17 protein-coding genes are annotated in these 17,672 nt (G+C 62.4%); 12 read left to right on the top strand and 5 right to left on the bottom strand.

Going from position 1 to position 17,672, the window contains the following annotated elements:
• The gene (locus HZ99_RS11215; RefSeq protein WP_038443034.1) at positions 1-639 is read left to right on the top strand and encodes a LysE family translocator; all 639 of its coding nucleotides are present in this window, start codon (positions 1-3) and stop codon (positions 637-639) included.
• A 38-nt stretch (positions 640-677) separates the two neighbouring features.
• On the opposite strand, the gene metR is transcribed toward HZ99_RS11215, so the two are convergent.
• Positions 678-1,595: a transcriptional regulator MetR gene (metR, locus tag HZ99_RS11210; RefSeq protein ID WP_038443033.1), complete on the bottom strand. Its 918-nt coding sequence runs from the start codon at positions 1,593-1,595 to the stop codon at positions 678-680.
• A 182-nt stretch (positions 1,596-1,777) separates the two neighbouring features.
• Here metR and HZ99_RS11205 point away from each other — a divergent pair, with 182 nt between their 5' ends.
• From HZ99_RS11205 to HZ99_RS11185, 5 genes are all read left to right on the top strand, one after another.
• Positions 1,778-2,797, top strand: a complete 1,020-nt coding sequence (locus tag HZ99_RS11205; RefSeq protein ID WP_038443032.1) for an alpha/beta fold hydrolase — start codon at positions 1,778-1,780, stop codon at positions 2,795-2,797.
• A gap of 61 nt (positions 2,798-2,858) precedes the next feature.
• Positions 2,859-3,512, top strand: coding sequence for a DsbA family oxidoreductase (locus HZ99_RS11200; protein ID WP_038443031.1), 654 nt, complete (start codon positions 2,859-2,861; stop codon positions 3,510-3,512).
• Between the two features lie 209 nt (positions 3,513-3,721).
• Entirely contained in the window at positions 3,722-4,642 is a 921-nt protein-coding gene (locus HZ99_RS11195; protein ID WP_038443030.1) for an arginase, read from the top strand.
• Entirely contained in the window at positions 4,639-5,019 is a 381-nt protein-coding gene (locus HZ99_RS11190; RefSeq protein ID WP_038443029.1) for a transporter, read from the top strand. The genes HZ99_RS11195 and HZ99_RS11190 overlap by 4 nt, the downstream gene beginning before the upstream one ends.
• Entirely contained in the window at positions 5,016-5,429 is a 414-nt protein-coding gene (locus HZ99_RS11185; RefSeq protein ID WP_038443027.1) for an EamA family transporter, read from the top strand. Before HZ99_RS11190 ends, HZ99_RS11185 begins: the two co-directional genes overlap by 4 nt.
• A 170-nt stretch (positions 5,430-5,599) precedes the next feature.
• Here HZ99_RS11185 and HZ99_RS11180 read toward each other — a convergent pair whose 3' ends face one another.
• Positions 5,600-6,367: a MipA/OmpV family protein gene (locus HZ99_RS11180; RefSeq protein ID WP_038443026.1), complete on the bottom strand. Its 768-nt coding sequence runs from the start codon at positions 6,365-6,367 to the stop codon at positions 5,600-5,602.
• A 227-nt stretch (positions 6,368-6,594) separates the two neighbouring features.
• Here HZ99_RS11180 and HZ99_RS11175 point away from each other — a divergent pair, with 227 nt between their 5' ends.
• From HZ99_RS11175 to HZ99_RS11150, 6 genes are all read left to right on the top strand, one after another.
• On the top strand, positions 6,595-7,293 hold the full coding sequence (locus HZ99_RS11175) for an MtnX-like HAD-IB family phosphatase (protein WP_038443024.1): 699 nt from the start codon (positions 6,595-6,597) through the stop codon (positions 7,291-7,293).
• Entirely contained in the window at positions 7,286-8,680 is a 1,395-nt protein-coding gene (locus HZ99_RS11170) for an aspartate aminotransferase family protein (RefSeq protein WP_038443022.1), read from the top strand. The genes HZ99_RS11175 and HZ99_RS11170 overlap by 8 nt, the downstream gene beginning before the upstream one ends.
• The gene (locus HZ99_RS11165) at positions 8,677-9,531 is read left to right on the top strand and encodes an alpha/beta hydrolase (protein ID WP_038443020.1); all 855 of its coding nucleotides are present in this window, start codon (positions 8,677-8,679) and stop codon (positions 9,529-9,531) included. The genes HZ99_RS11170 and HZ99_RS11165 overlap by 4 nt, the downstream gene beginning before the upstream one ends.
• A 75-nt stretch (positions 9,532-9,606) precedes the next feature.
• Entirely contained in the window at positions 9,607-10,734 is a 1,128-nt protein-coding gene (locus tag HZ99_RS11160) for a GNAT family N-acetyltransferase (protein WP_038443019.1), read from the top strand.
• Complete coding sequence (locus HZ99_RS11155; protein WP_038443018.1) at positions 10,731-12,509, top strand: sensor histidine kinase; 1,779 nt, start codon at positions 10,731-10,733, stop codon at positions 12,507-12,509. Before HZ99_RS11160 ends, HZ99_RS11155 begins: the two co-directional genes overlap by 4 nt.
• A complete protein-coding gene (locus HZ99_RS11150; RefSeq protein ID WP_038443017.1) occupies positions 12,499-13,896 on the top strand; it encodes a sigma-54-dependent transcriptional regulator in 1,398 nt (465 codons plus the stop codon). Before HZ99_RS11155 ends, HZ99_RS11150 begins: the two co-directional genes overlap by 11 nt.
• A gap of 119 nt (positions 13,897-14,015) precedes the next feature.
• Here the strand turns inward: HZ99_RS11150 and HZ99_RS11145 are convergent, their stop codons facing one another.
• From HZ99_RS11145 to HZ99_RS11135, 3 genes are read right to left on the bottom strand one after another with little or no spacing between them, the layout of a single operon-like run.
• Positions 14,016-14,354: a GlpM family protein gene (locus HZ99_RS11145; RefSeq protein ID WP_038443016.1), complete on the bottom strand. Its 339-nt coding sequence runs from the start codon at positions 14,352-14,354 to the stop codon at positions 14,016-14,018.
• A 10-nt stretch (positions 14,355-14,364) separates the two neighbouring features.
• Positions 14,365-15,705, bottom strand: a complete 1,341-nt coding sequence (locus HZ99_RS11140; RefSeq protein ID WP_038443014.1) for a sigma-54-dependent transcriptional regulator — start codon at positions 15,703-15,705, stop codon at positions 14,365-14,367.
• Positions 15,702-17,603 (bottom strand): sensor histidine kinase, encoded by a 1,902-nt coding sequence (locus tag HZ99_RS11135; protein ID WP_038443012.1) that lies wholly within the window; start codon positions 17,601-17,603, stop codon positions 15,702-15,704. The genes HZ99_RS11140 and HZ99_RS11135 overlap by 4 nt, the downstream gene beginning before the upstream one ends.
• Positions 17,604-17,672 lie beyond the last annotated feature (69 nt).

Here is a 17,672-nt window from a genome sequence, read left to right as displayed (position 1 = left end):
GTGATCCCCCTCAACGACCTGCTGATTTTTGCCGCCGCCTCGCTGCTGCTGGTGCTGACACCCGGCCCGAACATGATCTACCTGATTTCCCGTTCGATCTGCCAGGGCCGCAAGGCTGGGGTGACGTCGTTGCTGGGGGTGGTCGCGGGGTTCTTCGTGCACCTGTTCGCCGCCGCCGCCGGGTTGAGCGCAGTGTTTCTCACGGTGCCCGTGGCGTATGAAGTCCTGAAGTGGGCCGGTGCGCTGTATTTGCTGTGGCTGGCCTGGCAAGCGGTGAAACCGGGCGCTCGCTCGCCGTTCGAAGCCCAGCAACTGCCTGCCGACTCGCCACGCAAGCTGGTGACCATGGGCTTTCTGACCAGTGCCCTGAACCCGAAAATCGCGGTGTTCTACCTGTCGGTGTTCCCGCAATTCATTACCCCGGAGCACGGTTCGGTCTTCACCCAGAGCCTGATGCTGGGCTTTACCCAGATCAGCGTCAGCTTTGTAGTCAACCTGCTGATCTCGCTGTGTGCGGCCAGTATCGCCACCTGGTTTATCCACAACCCCACGTGGCTGGCGGTCCAGCGTTATTTCATGGGGTTCGTGCTGGCCGCCCTGGCGGTGCGCCTGATGCTCGAGCAACGGCGCAGCGCCTGAAACACCCCCAGTAGGAGCCGGCAAGCCGGCGCCTACTGTCAACGGACTGCACTGACCCCATCCAGGGTCGAAAACGATGTGTCCTTGGCGGTCAGCAAAAAGTCACGCATGTAGGGCGCATCCAGCATATCCGCACGGATCCCGGCGTACAGCGTGGCGAACAAGCCCTTCTCCCCCAGCCGCTTGGCCTTCACATAACCCCGCGAGCTGTATTCGTGCAGGGCCCAGTGGGGCATGCCACAGACGCCGCGCCCGCTGGCCACCAACTGCATCATCATCACCGTCAGTTCCGAGGTCCGCACCTGGGCCGGCTCGACGTCGGCCGGTTCCAGGAAACGCGTGAAGATGTCCAGGCGATCGCGCTCCACCGGGTAGGTGATCAGGGTTTCGTTGAGTAAATCCTCGGGCACGATGTAGGGCTTGTTCGCCAGCGCGTGCTGGTTGGCTACGGCGAGCATCGCTTCATAGGTGAACAACGGCACATAGGTGATGCCTGCCAGTTCCAGCGGGTCGGAGGTCACCACCAGGTCCAGGTCGCCACGGGCCAGGGCCGGCAGTGGGGCGAAGGCAAAACCGGAGGCCAGGTCCAGTTCGACTTCCGGCCAGGCATCGCGAAACTGGTCGATGGTCGGCATCAGCCACTGGAAGCAGCTGTGGCATTCGATCGCCATATGCAGGCGCCCGGCCGTGCCCCCGGCCAGGCGCGCGATATCCCGTTCGGCGCCGCGCAGCAGTGGCAAGGTGGCGTCGGCCAGTTGCAGCAGGCGCAGGCCGGCACTGGTGAAGCGTACCGGCTTGGTCTTGCGCACAAACAGCGGCATGCCCATGCGTTCTTCCAGCTCCTTGAACTGGTGGGACAGCGCCGACTGGGTCAGGTGCAGACGCTCGGCGGCTTCTACCAGGCTGTCGGCTTCGCGCAACGCGTGCAGGGTCTTGAGATGACGGATTTCGAGCACGGGCTCTCCATGAGGATAATTTGTGACAAGTTTGGATCGCGTGAGTTTGTCTCATGTTGCAAGATCTGTCGACCATGACCGCTGGGCGCTCTTCATCAAACTGTCACGTAACTGTGGCAGCGCGCTTGAACAAACTTCATCAGACTCGCGCTCTACTGGGGTTCTGCGTTTCGGTGTTTTTCATGCGCGTGTTGCTTTTACTGGCCAGCTTACTGTTTGGCCTGCCGTCTTTTGCGGCTTCTCGATGTGATGTCAATGTCCCGACTGAGCGGGTCGATCTGGACCAGGTGAGCCTGGCGTACCAGAGCATTGGTCGTGCTTCCGATCCGGCGCTGTTGCTGGTGATGGGCCTGGGTGGGCAGTTGATCCACTGGCCGGACGAAGTGGTGGTCGCCCTGTGCCAACAGGGTTTTCGGGTGATCCGCTACGACAATCGCGATGTTGGCCTGTCCACCTGGCGCCAGGCGCCCGCCAGCGCCAACCTGACCTTTGAAGTGCTGCGCTACAAGCTGGGCCTGCCGGTGGCCGCGCCCTACACCCTGACGGATATGGCTGACGATGCCCTGGGGTTGATGGATGCGTTGCAGATCCGCCAGTTCCATGTGCTGGGCGCCAGCATGGGCGGGATGATCGCCCAGCACCTGGCGGCCATGGCCCCGCAGCGCGTGGAAAGCCTGACCCTGATCATGACCAGCTCCGGCGCCGAAGGCCTGCCCGCGCCCAATGCCGCGCTGGTGCAACTGCTGTCACGGCGCAGCGCGCCCAACCGCGAAGTGGCCCTGGAGCAGCAGGCCGACTTGCTGGCGGCCCTGGGCAGCCCCGAGGTCAAGGATGACCGCCAGGCCTTGCTGCAACAGGCGGCGCAGGCCTATGACCGGGCGTTCAACCCCGAGGGCGTGAAGCGCCAGATCATGGCAATCCTTGCCGAACCGAGCCGGGTGCCATTGCTCAATCAGTTGCGGGTGCCGACCCTGGTGGTCCACGGCACGGCCGACCCGTTGCTGCCGGTCATGCATGGCATACACCTGGCGGCGCATATCCAGGGCAGCCAGTTGCGGCTGATCCCGGGCCTGGCCCATCGTTTCCAGGAGGCGTTCAAGGCGCCATTGCTGGCGGCGGTGTTGCCTTACCTGCAAGCCCACCGTGAAGACACGACGCATTGGGCACAGCTTGATCCTGCGCAGCCTTCCAAGGTTTTATGAGCGGCGCATAGAGGTGTATGGTGCGACATTTATGGCGTGTAATGCCTGCGAGGTTGCCTGAATGAGTACTTCCCTGAAAATCGATTTCGTCAGCGACGTGTCCTGCCCCTGGTGCGTCATCGGCCTGCGCGGCCTGACCGAAGCCCTGGACCAACTGGGCGCCGAAGTGCAGGCCGAGATCCACTTCCAGCCTTTTGAGCTGAACCCGAACATGCCCGCCGAAGGGCAGAACATCGTTGAGCACATCACCGAGAAATACGGCTCCACTGCCCAAGAGTCCCAGGCCAACCGCGAACGCATCCGCGACATGGGCGCAGCGCTGGGCTTTGCCTTTCGTACCGATGGCCAAAGCCGTATCTACAACACCTTCGACGCCCATCGCCTGTTGCACTGGGCCGGGCTTGAGGGCCTGCAGTACAACCTCAAGGAAGCGCTGTTCAAGGCTTATTTCAGCGATGGCCAGAACCCTTGCGACCACGCCACCTTGGCAATCATTGCCGAAAGCGTCGGGCTGGACCTCAAGCGTGCAGCCGAGATCCTGGCGTCGGACGAGTACGCCGCCGAAGTCCGCGAGCAGGAACAACTGTGGGTCTCCCGTGGCGTGACCTCGGTGCCGACCATCGTGTTCAACGACCAGTACGCGGTCAGTGGCGGGCAGCCGGCTGAGGCGTTTGTTGGCGCGATCCGCCAGATCATCAACGAGTCCAAAAGCTAACAAACACCACCGACCAACGGTGGGAGCGGGCTTGCTCGCGAAAGCGGTGTATCAGTTAAGAAATACTTGGCTGATACACCGCTTTCGCGAGCAAGCCCGCTCCCACATGGGTTCGTCGCTGTTTCACTGGCCCTGGCCCATCCCTTGCATTACCCCCCTAAAGCCCCGCCGGCATGCGGCTGGGCACTGCCAGGGGGTGAAACATTACCTTGAATATTCTCGATCTCGACCACAGCCTCACGGCCCAGGCACCCATTGCCCGGCGTCTGGCCAGTGGTCAAGCCACGCGCCTGGACCTGCTCGACCTGGGCCCGAAACTGCGCCTGTGGTCCACCGAAAAAACCTGGAAGCGCTTTGCCCAGCGCCTGGCCCAAAGGCTCCGGCCAACCACAGCGCGACCAGAAATCTTCTTTGTCGGCTCCGGCGACTATCACCACCTGACCCCGGCCTTTCTCGCCGAGGTGCAGGAGCCCATCAGCCTGATCCACTTTGACAACCATCCTGACTGGGTACGCCTGGCACCGCGACGGCACTGCGGCTCGTGGGTCAACCAGGCGCTGAAGATGCCGGCGATCAAACGTATCGTCACCCTCGGCCCATGCAGCGACGACTTGCATAACCCGCAACTGCGTGGCGGCAACCTTGGGGCCCTCAGGCGCGGTCACTTGCAGTTGTTTCCGTGGCAGCACCCACCGTCGAAAGTCTGGGGCCGCGTCGGGGATGGTGCCGGCCACGCACAACAGGAAAACCACCTGCACTGGCGCAACCTGGCTGAGCTCGACTGGCCCGCCTTCCTTGAGCAGATGATCGCCAGCCTGCCCACCGAGGCGGTGTGGATCACCCTCGACAAGGACGTGCTGGCCAGCGAAGACGCGGCCACCAACTGGGACCAGGGCGGCATGCGCCTGACCCATCTGTTGCAGGCCTTGCGTGCGTTGGCGGCGAGCAAGCGGATCATCGGCATCGATGTATGTGGCGAGTTTGCTACGCCTGCGTTCAGCAACGCCTTCAAGCGTTGGGAGGCCAAGTCCGACCAGCCGCCGGCCGAACGCTGGAGCGCGGATGATCTGTTGCGTAACGCGGCGACCAATGAGGCGTTGATCAACCTGTTCGAGGAACTGTTCCCGTGACCCTGACCGTAGTGTTGTTGGTGGCCTTTTCCATCGTGCTCGATGTGATCGGCCAACTGTGTTTCAAACTGGGCCTGGACCGCTTGCCCGAATTGGACGGCGGGTTTCGCCTGAATGCCTTCTGGGGCCAGGTGTTCAATGCGCCGCTGCTGTGGGCGGGAATCGGCGCCTATGTCATCGAATTTTTTGTCTGGCTCGAAGCCTTGTCCCGTGCGCCGTTGAGCCTGCTGTTCCCGGCCGCTGCGCTGGCTTATTGCGGGGTGGTGCTGGCGGGCAAAGTGGTGCTGGGGGAGACCGTCAGCCGCCGGCGCTGGCTGGGCACTCTGGTGATTACCGCCGGCGTGATGCTGGTGGCGGTAGCAGGAGCGCAATCATGAGTTCGCAAGAAATCGCTATCCGCCCGGCAGGCTGGCTGCATGGGCGCCTGGGCACGCTGGTGTTATGGGCGTTGTTGATCCTCACCGAAAGCGCCGGCCAGCTGTTTACCAAGATCGCCGGCGATCAAATCGGGCAGATGGATTTCAACTGGCAATGGCTGGCGGCGGTGGCGGTCAATCCCGGGATTCTGGCGGCTATTGCCTGTTACATCGGTGCGTTCTTTGTGTGGATGCTGATCCTGCGGCGCAGCAGCCTGTCCCTGGCTTTTCCCCTGAGCTCGCTGGTGTTTGTGGTGGTGTTGCTCGGCTCGTGGTTGGGCCTGGGTGAGCACATCAGCGTCCTGCACTGGGTGGGCGTGGTGGTGATTATTGGCGGGATCGCGCTGCTGGCCGAGGGCGAAGAAAACTAACCCCAGACTGGAATGCCGGACAAATGTGGGCGCGGGCTTGCTCGCGAAGGCGGTGGGTCAGTTAAGTAATTCCAGGCTGATACACCGCTTTCGCGAGCAAGCCCGCTCCCACATTTTGAGCGTATTCCTACAGGATGGACGCGGTCGAGTGGGGGTGGGGCTTTAGAAAGTCAATCGAAGGTGTAGCTGATCGCCGTCTGTACCTGCCCCTGGTTCACCTCGCCGGCCTGGCGCACGATGCTGCTGTCGGCCGCCGATCCCACCAGATGCACCCAACTGGCACTGGTGAGCAACGACCACTTGGGCGCCAGCGGGATCTGCAGGCTCTGGGTCAACGTCAGGTTCTGGAACCCGCCGCTGGCGTTGTACGGGCGAAACCCCGATGCCGCCGCCTCATGCTCGTCTACGCCGAAAAACGTCTGGGCCTGGCTGTCGTCGGCAAAGTGTGCCACCAGCCCGGTGCTGCCAATGACCCCGCCGCCCAATGGGTAACCCAGTTCACCGCCGAGCCTGCCGAGTACGCCGCTCTGCTCATGAGCGCCGCCCACACTGCGCCCCAGCTGCGCGTAGACCCGCCAGAAGTCAGCCGGTGCATATTGGACAAACCCGCCAACCTCGGCCATGTCCGACACATCCCGCAAGCCCTGTAGCGGGCCATTGGCCGTGCGCCCGGGCAGGTAGTTGAGGTAGGGGCCAGCGCTGAAGCCATTGTGGTTGAGCGCACTCCAGGTCAGGCCGTCGTCGGTATCAAGGCTGACATTTCCCCAATCGAGGTCGAAGTAGGGCACCGGCACCGTGTGATAGCGGCTGCCGGTGGGCTCGCGGGGCTGGTAGCTGGCGCCCAGGCCGACCTCACCGCTGATGCCTTGCGCCACTGCCGCGCCGGCCCAGAGGCCAAGCAAACCGGCGAACAGCGCCGAACTCATCCTGTACTTCATGGGATTGCTCTCTCGAAAACATACGCGCATGAACGCCCAGGCGCGGGGGGCTGCGCAAGCACTCATCTTGTTTGTAGAGACCTACAAAAATTGTAGCTCCGGGGCGTGGTTTATCGCCCCGGCACGCCCGCGAGCCCCGGCCCCGTTGGGCTTTCCCCACTTGGCACAGTCCCTGCTCTATCCCTGGCAACGGCGCATCAGCGCGCTAGCATCCAAGGTAAACGCAGATGAATGACTGGCATATCGTGTGTGACTTCGATGGGACCATCACACCCACCGATGTCATCGACAACGTGCTCCAACGTTTCGCCGGCCCCGAGTGGGAAACCATCGAACAGCAATGGCTGGACGGCCATATCGGTTCACGCGAATGCCTGAGCCGCCAACTGGCGCTGATCAAGGCGACACCGGCCGAACTGCTGGCGTACTTCGACACGGTCGAGATCGATCCGGATTTCCCGGACTTCGTCGACCACGTCCTGGGCCTCGGCGCTTCCCTTGAGGTGGTCAGCGACGGCATTGAGCAAGGCATCGCGCGGATCCTGTCACGCAACTACGTGACCCTGCTGCCGATCATCGCCAACCGCCTGCGCCAGGTCGACCAGAACAGCTGGCGCATCGACTTCCCCCATTCCAGTGACGCCTGCCGCGCGGCCTCGGGCAACTGCAAATGCAAGTCCACCCCGCGTAACAAACGGGTGCTGGTGATTGGCGACGGCAAGTCCGATATGTGCGTGTCCACCACTGCCGATTTTGTCTTTGCCAAGGGCAGCCTGGCGCAGTACTGCCAGGCCCACGCCATCCCCCATCTGTGTTTCGACACCTTTGCCGAACTCCCGGCCTTGCTGGCCAAACTGCCCCAGGGCAGCGCCGCCAATGCCACCCACTTTTCTTCCGACACTCAGGAACTCTTTCATCATGTCTGATATCCGTATCGCTACCGCCGAAGACCAGGTTCTGCTGGATAAAGAGGCCAAATACTGCTCCTACGGCGACACCGTTCACTACATCGACCCGCCGCGTATCTTCAGCCGTTGCGAAGGTTCCTATGTGTGGGACACCGAAGACCAGGCCTACCTCGACCTGCAAATGTGGTACTCGGCGGTCAACTTCGGCTACGCCAACCCGCGCCTGAACAATGCGCTGAAACAGCAAATCGACACCCTGCCGCAAATCGCCAGCCAGTACCTGCACAAGGGCAAGATCGAGCTGTCAGAAATGATCGCGGTGGATGCGAAGAAAAAATTCGGCCTCGACGGGCGTGTGCATTTCAATGTCGGCGGCTCGCAGTCCATCGAGGACTCGCTCAAGGTCGTGCGTAACGCCAGCAACGGCAAGAGCCTGATGTTCGCCTTTGAAGGCGGCTACCACGGGCGCACCCTCGGCGCGTCGTCCATCACCTCCAGCTACCGCTACCGTCGGCGCTACGGCCACTTTGGCGAACGCGCCAACTTCATCCCGTTCCCCTACCACTTCCGCGGCCCCAAGGGCATGACCAAGGAAGAGTACGGCAGCCATTGCGTGCAACAGTTCGCGCGCCTGTTCGAGACTGAATACAACGGTGTGTGGGACCCGAAAGTCGGCCAGAGCGAATACGCAGCCTTCTATGTGGAGCCGATCCAGGGCACCGGCGGCTACGTGATCCCGCCGATGAATTTCTACAGCGAGCTCAAGCAGGTGCTCGACCAGCACGGCATCCTGATGGTGGTCGACGAAATCCAGATGGGCTTCTGGCGCACCGGCAAACTGTGGTCGATCGAGCACTTCGATGTGCAGCCGGACGTGATCGTGTTCGGTAAGGCCCTGACCAACGGCCTCAACCCCCTGGGCGGCATCTGGGCCAAGGAAGAGCTGATCAACCCGAAACTCTTCCCGCCGGGTTCCACCCACTCCACGTTTGCCTCCAACCCACTGGGAACGGCGGTGGGCCTGGAAATGTTCAAGATGACCAGCGAAGTCGACTACGGCGCGATGGTCATGGCCAAGGGCAAATACTTCCTTGAAGGCCTGCAGGACCTGCAAAAGCGCTTTCCGATCATCGGCGACGTCGATGGCCTGGGCCTGGCGCTGCGCTGCGAAATCTGCGGCCCCGATGGCTTCACGCCAGACAAGGCGACCCTGGACTACATGGTTGAGGAGGGCATGAAAGGTGACATGCTGGTCGACGGCCAGAAACTCGGGCTGATCCTCGATGTGGGCGGTTACTACAAGAACGTGATCACCCTGGCGCCGTCCCTGGAAATCAGCTACCCGGAAATCGACCTGGGCTTGAAGCTGCTGGAGCAACTGCTGACCCGAGCGATGAAGCGGTGAACCTGGCCGATATCGATCTCGGCGAAGGCAACGCCGGCTTCGTTCTCGGCAACGGTCCGGTCGGGGTCTTGTTGATCCACGGCCTGACCGGCACCCCGACCGAGCTGCGGCGGGTCGCCCAGGGCCTGGCCAAGGGGGGCAATTGCACGGTGTACGTGCCAACGCTGGCCGGGCACTGCGGGGGCAACGAAGACCTGCAGGCTACCGGCTGGCGCGACTGGTACGAGGGCGTGCGCAAGACCTTCGTCGGGGTGCGGCAGCGCCATGGGCAGGTGTTCGTCGGGGGCTTGTCCATGGGGGCGGTGATGTCGATGTACCTGGCTTCGGAGTTTGCGGGCCAGGTTGCGGGGCTGCTGATGTACTCCACGACCCTCAAGTACGACGGCTGGAGCATCAACAAAATGGCGTTCATCACGCCGTTGCTGATCCGCATCCCCTTCGGCGTGCGCCTGTTCCGTTTCACCGAGAAGCCGCCCTACGGCATCAAGAACGAGCGCCTGCGGGCCATTGTCGAGCGGCAGATGAAAGAGGGCGAGAGCAGCGAGGCCGGGTTATTGACCATGGAAGGCGTCACCGTACGCGAGCTGCACTGGATGAACGCCGTGGTGAAAAAACGCATGCCCTCGATCAAGACCCCGGCGTTGGTGCTGCACTCCATCGAGGATGACATCACCAGCCGTTGGAACGCCGATTATGTGGAGCGTCACCTGGGCGGGCCGGTGACCAAGATCCTGCTGGACAACTGCTACCACATGATCACCGTCGACCTGCAATACCGCCGTGTGATCGAGTTGAGTGCCGACTTTATCGAGCAGCACACCACCCCTGTGGACGAGTATCGCCGGGCCTGACGCAGCCCCGCGATGGTCGTGAACGATGATGCATGTGGCCCGGTTTGCGCGGTGTTTTTAGATTAAGGAAATGCTGTGATCAGCGCTAAAGCCTACTCAACCATCCACGCCATCGACCGCAGTGCCTGGAACGACTGCTTTCCCCAGGCGTTGGAAGATTGGGACTACTACGTCGCCGTGGAAAATGCGGGCATCGACGACTTCCAATGGCGTTACCTGGCCCTCTACGAGGACGGGCAACTGCTGGCGGTCGCCCCGGCGTTTATTACCCATTACCGCCTCGACACCACCGTGTCGGGCTTCGCCAAGCGTTTCACCCAACGTCTGGAGCGCTGGTGGCCCGGGGTGTTGCGCCTGGGCCTTTACGCCATCGGCTCGCCAGTGGCCGAGCAATGCCATGCCGGTGTCGCAAGCGGTGTACCTGCGTCACGGCGTGGCGCCTTGCTGGAGCAACTGCTGAGCGCGGCACGTCGGGACGCCGATGTCTTGGGCATCGGCCTGCTGGCGGTCAAGGACGCCCCGACCCTGGACCAGGACTGGGCCGACAGCTGCAAGGCCGCCGGCCTGCACAGCATGCCCAGCCTGCCGACCGGGCTGCTGCCGCTGCCCTACGGTTCGGTGGATGCCTACCTGGGCTCCCTGGGCAAGTCCACGCGCAAGGATTTGCGGCGCAAGCTGCGCGCGCCGGGGCCGCAGGTAGAGTGGCGGGACAATGTCGATGACGTGCTGCCCGACCTCATGCGCCTCTATGAAGCGACCCTGGCCCGTGCCGACCTGCAATTTGAACGCCTGCCTGCCGGTTATTTCAGCCAGGTGCTCGCCCGGCTTGAACAACGGGCGCGCTGTGTACTTTACTGGGTGGATGGGCAATTGGTGGCGTTCAACCTGGTGCTGCTGGACCAGCATCGCCTGATCGACAAATTCTTTGCCCACGACCTGGCCCACAGCCGCGAACACAACTTGTACTTTCGCAGTTGGCTGACCAACGTCGACTATTGCATCGAGCACAATATTGCGTTGTATGAGTGCGGGCAGGCCGGGTATGCCAGTAAGCTACGCCTGGGCTGCGAGTTCGCGGGCAACGTGCTGTTCTTCCAGCACCGCAACCGCCTGATCGACACCCTGCTCAAGGTGGTAAAAGTGTTTATTCGCCCGGACCGATCCGACCCTGCCATGGCTGCTGCAATAAGCGAAACCCGATGATTGCCAAGACCCGCCAGAAAGCCCGCCCATTTGCCATTTCCCGCTGGAGCCTGCAGCGCAAGCTGGTGTTGGCGTTCTGGCTGGTGACGGTGATCCCGACGATGATCGCCGCCGAACTGGCGGCCACCACGCTGTCGCAGATTTTCGACAGCAACGTGCGCATCTGGCTGCAGGAATCGACCCGCATCGTCAAGGATGAAGTCAGCGACATCCTGCACGACAACGCCCGTGTGGCGCAGATTTTCCTGCGATATGTGCGCCCGCTGTCCACCCACGAAGCGCTGCGTCATGACCGTTTGATCGCGGACATTGCCAGGGCTACTGATATTGACGTGGTAACCCTGATTCGCACCAGTGACGGCAAAGTGATGTTCAGCACGGTGGGTGATGATGTGGTGAAACAGATCAGCCTTGCCCCCAATGCCGTATTGCAAACCGTGCAGGTCGGTGGCGTGGCCACCGGGGCAGTGATTTCCTCGTTCGAGACCAGTCAGGATGGCGTCGATTACGAACTGTTGGTAGGCACCTACCTGGACAGTAGCTTCCTGACCAGTGTCGCCGAGGTACACTCCCTGGACTTGCGCCTGTACCTGGCCAATACCGATGGCTTCTCGGAGATTTTCTCTACCCAGCGTTTTGAAGACCATCCCACCCGCGTGCCGAAATCCGTGGAAACCCTGCTGCGCAGCACCAAGCAGCCCAGTGAACAGTTCACCAGTAACTACAGCGGCCTGTACTGGCCGATCTTCAATGACACTGGCGAGTTGCAGGGTGTGATCTTCAGTGGCCTGTTGCGCCACACCAGCCTGGTGGGGCTGGTGAACCAGAGCAATCTGTTCGTGCTGATTTTCCTGCTCAGTTCGGCGCTGTCCCTGGGTGCCGGGGTGCTGGTCTCAAGGCACCTGACCCGGCCGCTGCGCGAATTGTCCCAGGGCGTGAGTGCGGTGATCAGTGGCAACTACCAGCACCGGGTGGCCGTCACCGGCGGTGACGAGTTGGCGCAACTGAGCAGCACCTTCAACCATATGACCGAGCGCCTGGGCGAGCTGCATCACCTCGAAGCCCAACTGCGCCGCCGAGACCGCCTGCATGCCCTGGGCGAAGTGGCGATGGGCCTGGCCCATGAAATCCGCAATCCGCTGGGTATCATCAAGACCGCGACCCAACTGCTGCACCGCCGCACGGACCTGCCCCAGACCGACAAGCGCCACCTGGAATACGTGGTCAGCGAAGTCAGCCGGATCAATGACCTGATTACCGACTTCCTCGACTTCGCCAAGCCCAGCGAACCACTGCGCACCCGGCAACTGGCGCGGCCATTGGTGGAGGAAATCCTTGGCTTCTGCGCGCCGGAGTTGGCCAGCCATGCCATCGACGCACGCCTTGACGACCAGGCGCCCGGCGCCACCCTCTATGCCGACGCCAAGCAAATCAAGCAGGCGTGCCTGAACCTGATCCTCAACGCCGTCGACGCCATGCCCCAGGACGGGCGCCTGACCTTGAGCATCAGTCGGGTCGATGGCTGCACGGTGATCAGCATCAGCGACAGTGGCCAGGGCATCGAGCCTGCAATGATCGAGCGGATCTTTACCCCCTTCGTCACCACCAAGGCGTCGGGCACGGGCCTTGGCCTGGCGAAAGTCTATTCCATCATGGAAAGCCACGAGGGCCGCATCGAATGCACTAGCGAGAAAGATGCTGGCGCCACCTTCAGCCTGTACATTCCGGCCAACGGCGAAGATGACGGCGACGACGAGGAGAGTCATGACGCATAACATATTGGTGGTCGACGACGAGCCCAAGCTCTGCGATTTGCTGTCGTCGGCCCTGAGCCAGAACGACATCCAGGTGTTTATCGCCGGCAATGGCCTGCATGCCCTCAAGGTGCTGGAGCAGGAAGACATCGACCTGGTGATCAGCGACTGGCGCATGCCCGGCATGGATGGCCCGCAGTTGCTGGCCGAGATCAAGGTGCGCTACCCGCAGTTGCCAGTGATTGTGATGACGGCCTACAGCACCGTGAAGAATGCCGTGCAGTCGATGCGCAACGGCGCCTACGACTACATTGCCAAGCCCTTCGATATCGACGAGCTGGATATCACCGTGGCCAAGGCCTTGCAGTTTCGCGACATCATGCGCGACAACGCACGGCTGCGTGCCGAGCTCGATGAGCACGCGCAGTTCGATAGCCTGGTGGGCGATAGCCCGGCGTTTCGGCGGGTGCTGCACGCGGTGGACTCGGTACGCGAGAGCAACGCGACCATCCTGTTGACCGGCGAAAGCGGCACCGGCAAGGAAATGGTCGCCCGCGCCATCCACAAGCATGGCAACCGCGCAGACAAACCCTTTGTGGCGGTCAACTGCGCCGCGATCCCCGAAGGTTTGCTGGAAAGCGAGATGTTCGGCCATCGCAAAGGCGCATTTACCGGCGCCGTGGCCGACCGGGTAGGGCGTTTTATGCAGGCCGACAAGGGCACGCTGTTTCTTGATGAAGTGGGTGACATGCCCCTGGCGTTGCAGGCCAAGATCCTGCGCGCCTTGCAGGAGCGGGTGATCGAGCCGGTGGGCGATCCGCGCGAACGCAAGGTGGACGTGCGAGTGATCGCCGCCACCAACAAGAACCTGCTGGATGCAGTGGCGAACAAGGAATTTCGCGAGGACCTCTACTACCGTCTCAACGTGTTCCCGATCCCACTGCCCGCCCTGCGCGAGCGCGTCGAAGACATCGCCCCGCTGGCCCGGCACTTTGCCCACAGCCTGAGTGCCAATGCCGGAAAACGCATCACCGGCTTCAGCGCAGATGCCTTGCAGGCCATGGCCGCCTACAGCTGGCCGGGCAATATCCGCGAGCTGCAAAACTGCGTGGAGCGCGCGACCATCGTGGCTGCCAGCCCGGTGATCGAGGACATTGACCTGCCAGCCTATCTGTTCGCGTCCCAACCCACGGAGCGGGGCGTGACGACGATCCTCAGCGAAGGCCCGGGCGTACCCCAGGACCTGGATGCGGCGCTGGCGGAAGTGGAGAAGGCCTACATCCTGGCGGCGTTGCAGGAGAGCAATGGGGTACAGGCCGCTGCGGCGTCGAGGATCGGCATCTCCGAGCGCAGCTTCTGGTACCGCTTGAAAAAGCTCGGCATCCAGATCGACAAGATCGTGCGCTGAAACACTGATCAAAATGTGGGAGCGGGCTTGCTCGCGAAAGCGGTGGATCAGTCAATTTAGAGGTCGACTGATCCACCGCTTTCGCGAGCAAGCCCGCTCCCACATGTGATTGAGGTGGGTCAGGCGTGGATGCGTACCCACACGCTGACCAGCACCGTCGCCGCCATCAGCCACGCCACTGCGGCCACCGCCAGGGAGGCCTCCAGCCGTAGGCGGTCGACCATTACATACAAGGTCGCCAGGTAGACAAAGTACGGAATGATCGACCACATGCCGAACACAATCGTGGTCTTCAAATCGTCCACCGAACGGCCCTTGCCGACGATGTAGTGGGCGATCAGGGCAAAGGTCGGAAACAGCGGCACCAGCCCGGCGATGTAGTAGTTCTTGGTCTTGGCCAGCATCGCCAGGATCAACACCACCGCCGCACCGAGGGCGGCCTTGAAAACTAAATCCACGCCTTACTCCTTAATGGCTCAGGCCGTATTTCTTGACCTTGTCGAACAGGGTGGTCTTGGCCATTCCCAGTTCCAGGCTGGCCTGGGTCAGGTTGCCGCCACTGCGTTGCAGGGCGTCGCTGAGCAGGTTGCGCTCAAAGGCTTCCACCGCTTCGGTAAAGGCCAGGCCATGGTTGTCGGTGCTGGCGCCGCTTTTCTTGAAGGCCGGCAGGCCCAGGGCAAAACGCTCGGCGACGTTGCGCAGTTCACGCACGTTGCCGGGCCAGTCATGGCTCATCAGGCTGGACAGGGTCTGGTTGTCCAGCTCCGGGGCGATGCGGTCGAAGCGCAGGGATGACTGCTGCAGGAAGTGTTCAAACAGTTGCAGGATGTCTTCGCGGCGCTCACGCAGCGGCGGCAGTTCCAGGGTCACTACGTTCAGGCGGTAGTACAAGTCGCTGCGGAACTGGCTGGCGCGGCTCAGCTCGTCGAGGTCGGATTTGGTGGCCGCGATGACCCGGCAATCCACGGCCACGCTCTGGTTCGAGCCCAGGCGTTCCAGGGTGCGCTCTTGCAGGACCCGCAGCAGTTTGATCTGCAGGTTCATTGGCATGCTTTCCACTTCATCGAGGAACAGCGTGCCTTCATGGGCATGTTCGATCTTGCCGATACGCCGTTTGCCTGCACCGGTAAAGGCGTTGGCTTCGTGACCGAAAATCTCGCTTTCAAACAGGTTTTCCGGCAGGCCCCCGCAGTTCAGGGCGACGAACTGGTGGGCGTGGCGGCGACTGAAGTCGTGCAGACAGCGGGCGACCAGCTCCTTACCGGTGCCGGTTTCACCTTCGATCAGCACATTGGCCGAGGTGTCGGCGACGTTGGCGATCAATTCGCGCAGGTTCTGCATCGCTGGCGAGCGCCCGATGATCCGGCCTTCCAGGGAATCGCGCTCGGCCAGTTGCCGGCGCAGCGCCCAGACTTCCCGGGCCAGGCCACGCTGTTCGAGGGCGCGGCGGACCACGTCCACCAGGCGCTCCGGGGAGAAAGGTTTTTCCATGAAGTCATAGGCGCCATTGCGCATCGCACCAACGGCCATGGAAATGTCGCCGTGGCCGGTGATCAGCACCACCGGCAGGCTTTTATCCAGGGCCTTGAGGCGGGTCAACAGCTCCAGGCCGTCGATGCCAGGCAGGCGGATATCACTGATCACAATGCCGGCAAAGTTCTCGCCGACGCGCTTGAGCGCTTCTTCGGCACTGGCCACGCCGACACTGGGAATATCTTCCAGGGCCAGGGCTTGCTGGCAGCCGAGCAACACGTGGGGATCGTCTTCGACGATCAGCACAGTCAGTTCGGTATTGGGTTGGCTGTTCATATCGATTCGCCGGGTTGATGGCCTGCCAGGGGCAGGCTCAGGACAAAGGCCGTACCACCATCGGCCGGGTGCTCGACGGCGAGGTTGCCGCCGGTGGCCGCCGCGAGGCTGGCCGACAGGGTCAGGCCCAGGCCCAACCCTTGCTCGCCGGGTTTGGTGGTGAAAAAAGGTTCGAACAGATGCTTGCGGATCTGCGGGTCGATGCCATGCCCGTTGTCCCGCACCCACAGGCGGTACTTGCCGTCGTGGAGGTCACTTTCCAGCCACAGCTCGGGGGCGGGCTGGGCGTGCATCGCATCCAGGGCGTTGCCGATCAGGTTGACCAGGATCTGTTCCAGGCGCGTCTGGTCGATCTGCAACATGGCCTGGCTGAAGCCACGGTGTACGGTCAGTGGCAGGCTGTCGAGGCGACTGCCCAGGACCTGGAATGCTGCCTCCACGGCCTTGCCCAGGCTGGCTTCGCCCTGGTCGTCGCCACGCCGGGCAAACGAGCGCAGGCTGGCGGTGATGCGGCCCATACGGTCGATCAATTCGTTGATGGTCTTGAGGTTGGTGCTGGCGGTTTCCAGTGCACCGCGCTCCAGGAAGCGTACGGTATTGCCGGACAAGGTGCGCAGGGCGGCCAGGGGCTGGTTCAGTTCATGGGCGATGCTGGTGGACATCTGGCCGATGGCGGCCAACTTGCCGGCCTGGACCAATTCGTCCTGGGCCCGACGCAGGGTCTCTTCGGCCTGCCGTCGTTCGCGGATCTGCGCCTTGAGTCGCTCGTTGCTGGCCCGCAGGTCGCTGGTGCGCTCGGCAATCCGCCGTTCCAACTGGTTGTTGGCTTCCTGCAGGGCCTCCCGGGCGGCCAGGCGCGTGGCAATGACCTTGCGTCGCTCGTTCCAGGCAATCAGCAGGAATGCCACCAGGGCAAAGGCTACCGCAACGAGGATGCCCTGATTGATCGCCGCCTGGCGCAGGTCGTTGAGCGGGGTGAGCAGGGTGAAATTCCACGGCGTATCGTTCAGGGGCCGGGTCTGGGCCAGGTAGGTGACTTCCTGGTCGTCGGTCACCACTTCACTGTTGGCGGGGAACGTCAGTTTCTCGGTGCCGGCGTCGAGCTGTTCGCGGGCCAGGGGTTGCAGTTCATTGAGGGTCGCCCAGTAATACTGCAGGCTGCGGGCCAGGCGTTCCTTGGTGTCATCGCTCAGTGGGCGCACCGCCTTGAGTCTGCGTGCCGGGTCACTGGAGAGGATGATGATGCCGTTCTCGTCGCTGACAAAGGCTTCCAGGCGCGCACGCTGCCAGCGCTCTTCCAACGCCTCCAGGCGTACCTTGACCACCGCGACGCCAATGATCTTGCCGCGTTCCTCCAGGCCATGGGCCAGGTAGTAGCCGGGTTCGCCGTTGGTACTGCCGATGCCATAGAAACGGCCCGGCTGGCCACGCACGGCATTCTGGAAATAGGCGCGAAACGACAGGTCTTCGCCCAGGTAACTGTCGGCATCGCGCCAGTTACTGGTAGCCATCACACGGCCGGTGGTGTCCATCACATAAATCGCCCGACTGCGGCTACGCCGGTTCAGGCCTTCGAGGTATTCGTTGACTGCTTGCCGGTGTTCCGGGTTCGGTTCGGCCAGCAGCTTGGAGACGCTGGATTCCAGCTCCAGCAGGCTGGGCAGGTAGGTGTACTTGCTGATCTCACTCTCGACCGTGCGCGCATGCAATTCCAGCTGGCGCTCGCCGTTCTCGCCCAGGGTGCGGATGCCGTAGTGCTCGCTGGTCCAGAAGCCGATAAAGCCCAGGCCGATCATCAACAGGATGATCAGGGGGGGCAGGAACAATTGGCGAATCAGACGAGGCTTCACGGCAAGGGATGGCGGCGCGGCGCGATAGAGGGTGGGGTCGCATTTCATCACAGATGCCTTGGGTCAACCACTGCACTTACCCACTAAGGGCGCGGATTAATGTAGGCGCTGGCTTGC

This window comes from Pseudomonas fluorescens (assembly GCF_000730425.1).
GTDB lineage: Bacteria > Pseudomonadota > Gammaproteobacteria > Pseudomonadales > Pseudomonadaceae > Aquipseudomonas > Aquipseudomonas fluorescens_X.
Note: the sequence above shows the minus strand (reverse complement) of the source record. Positions and strands in the feature narration are given on the sequence as shown.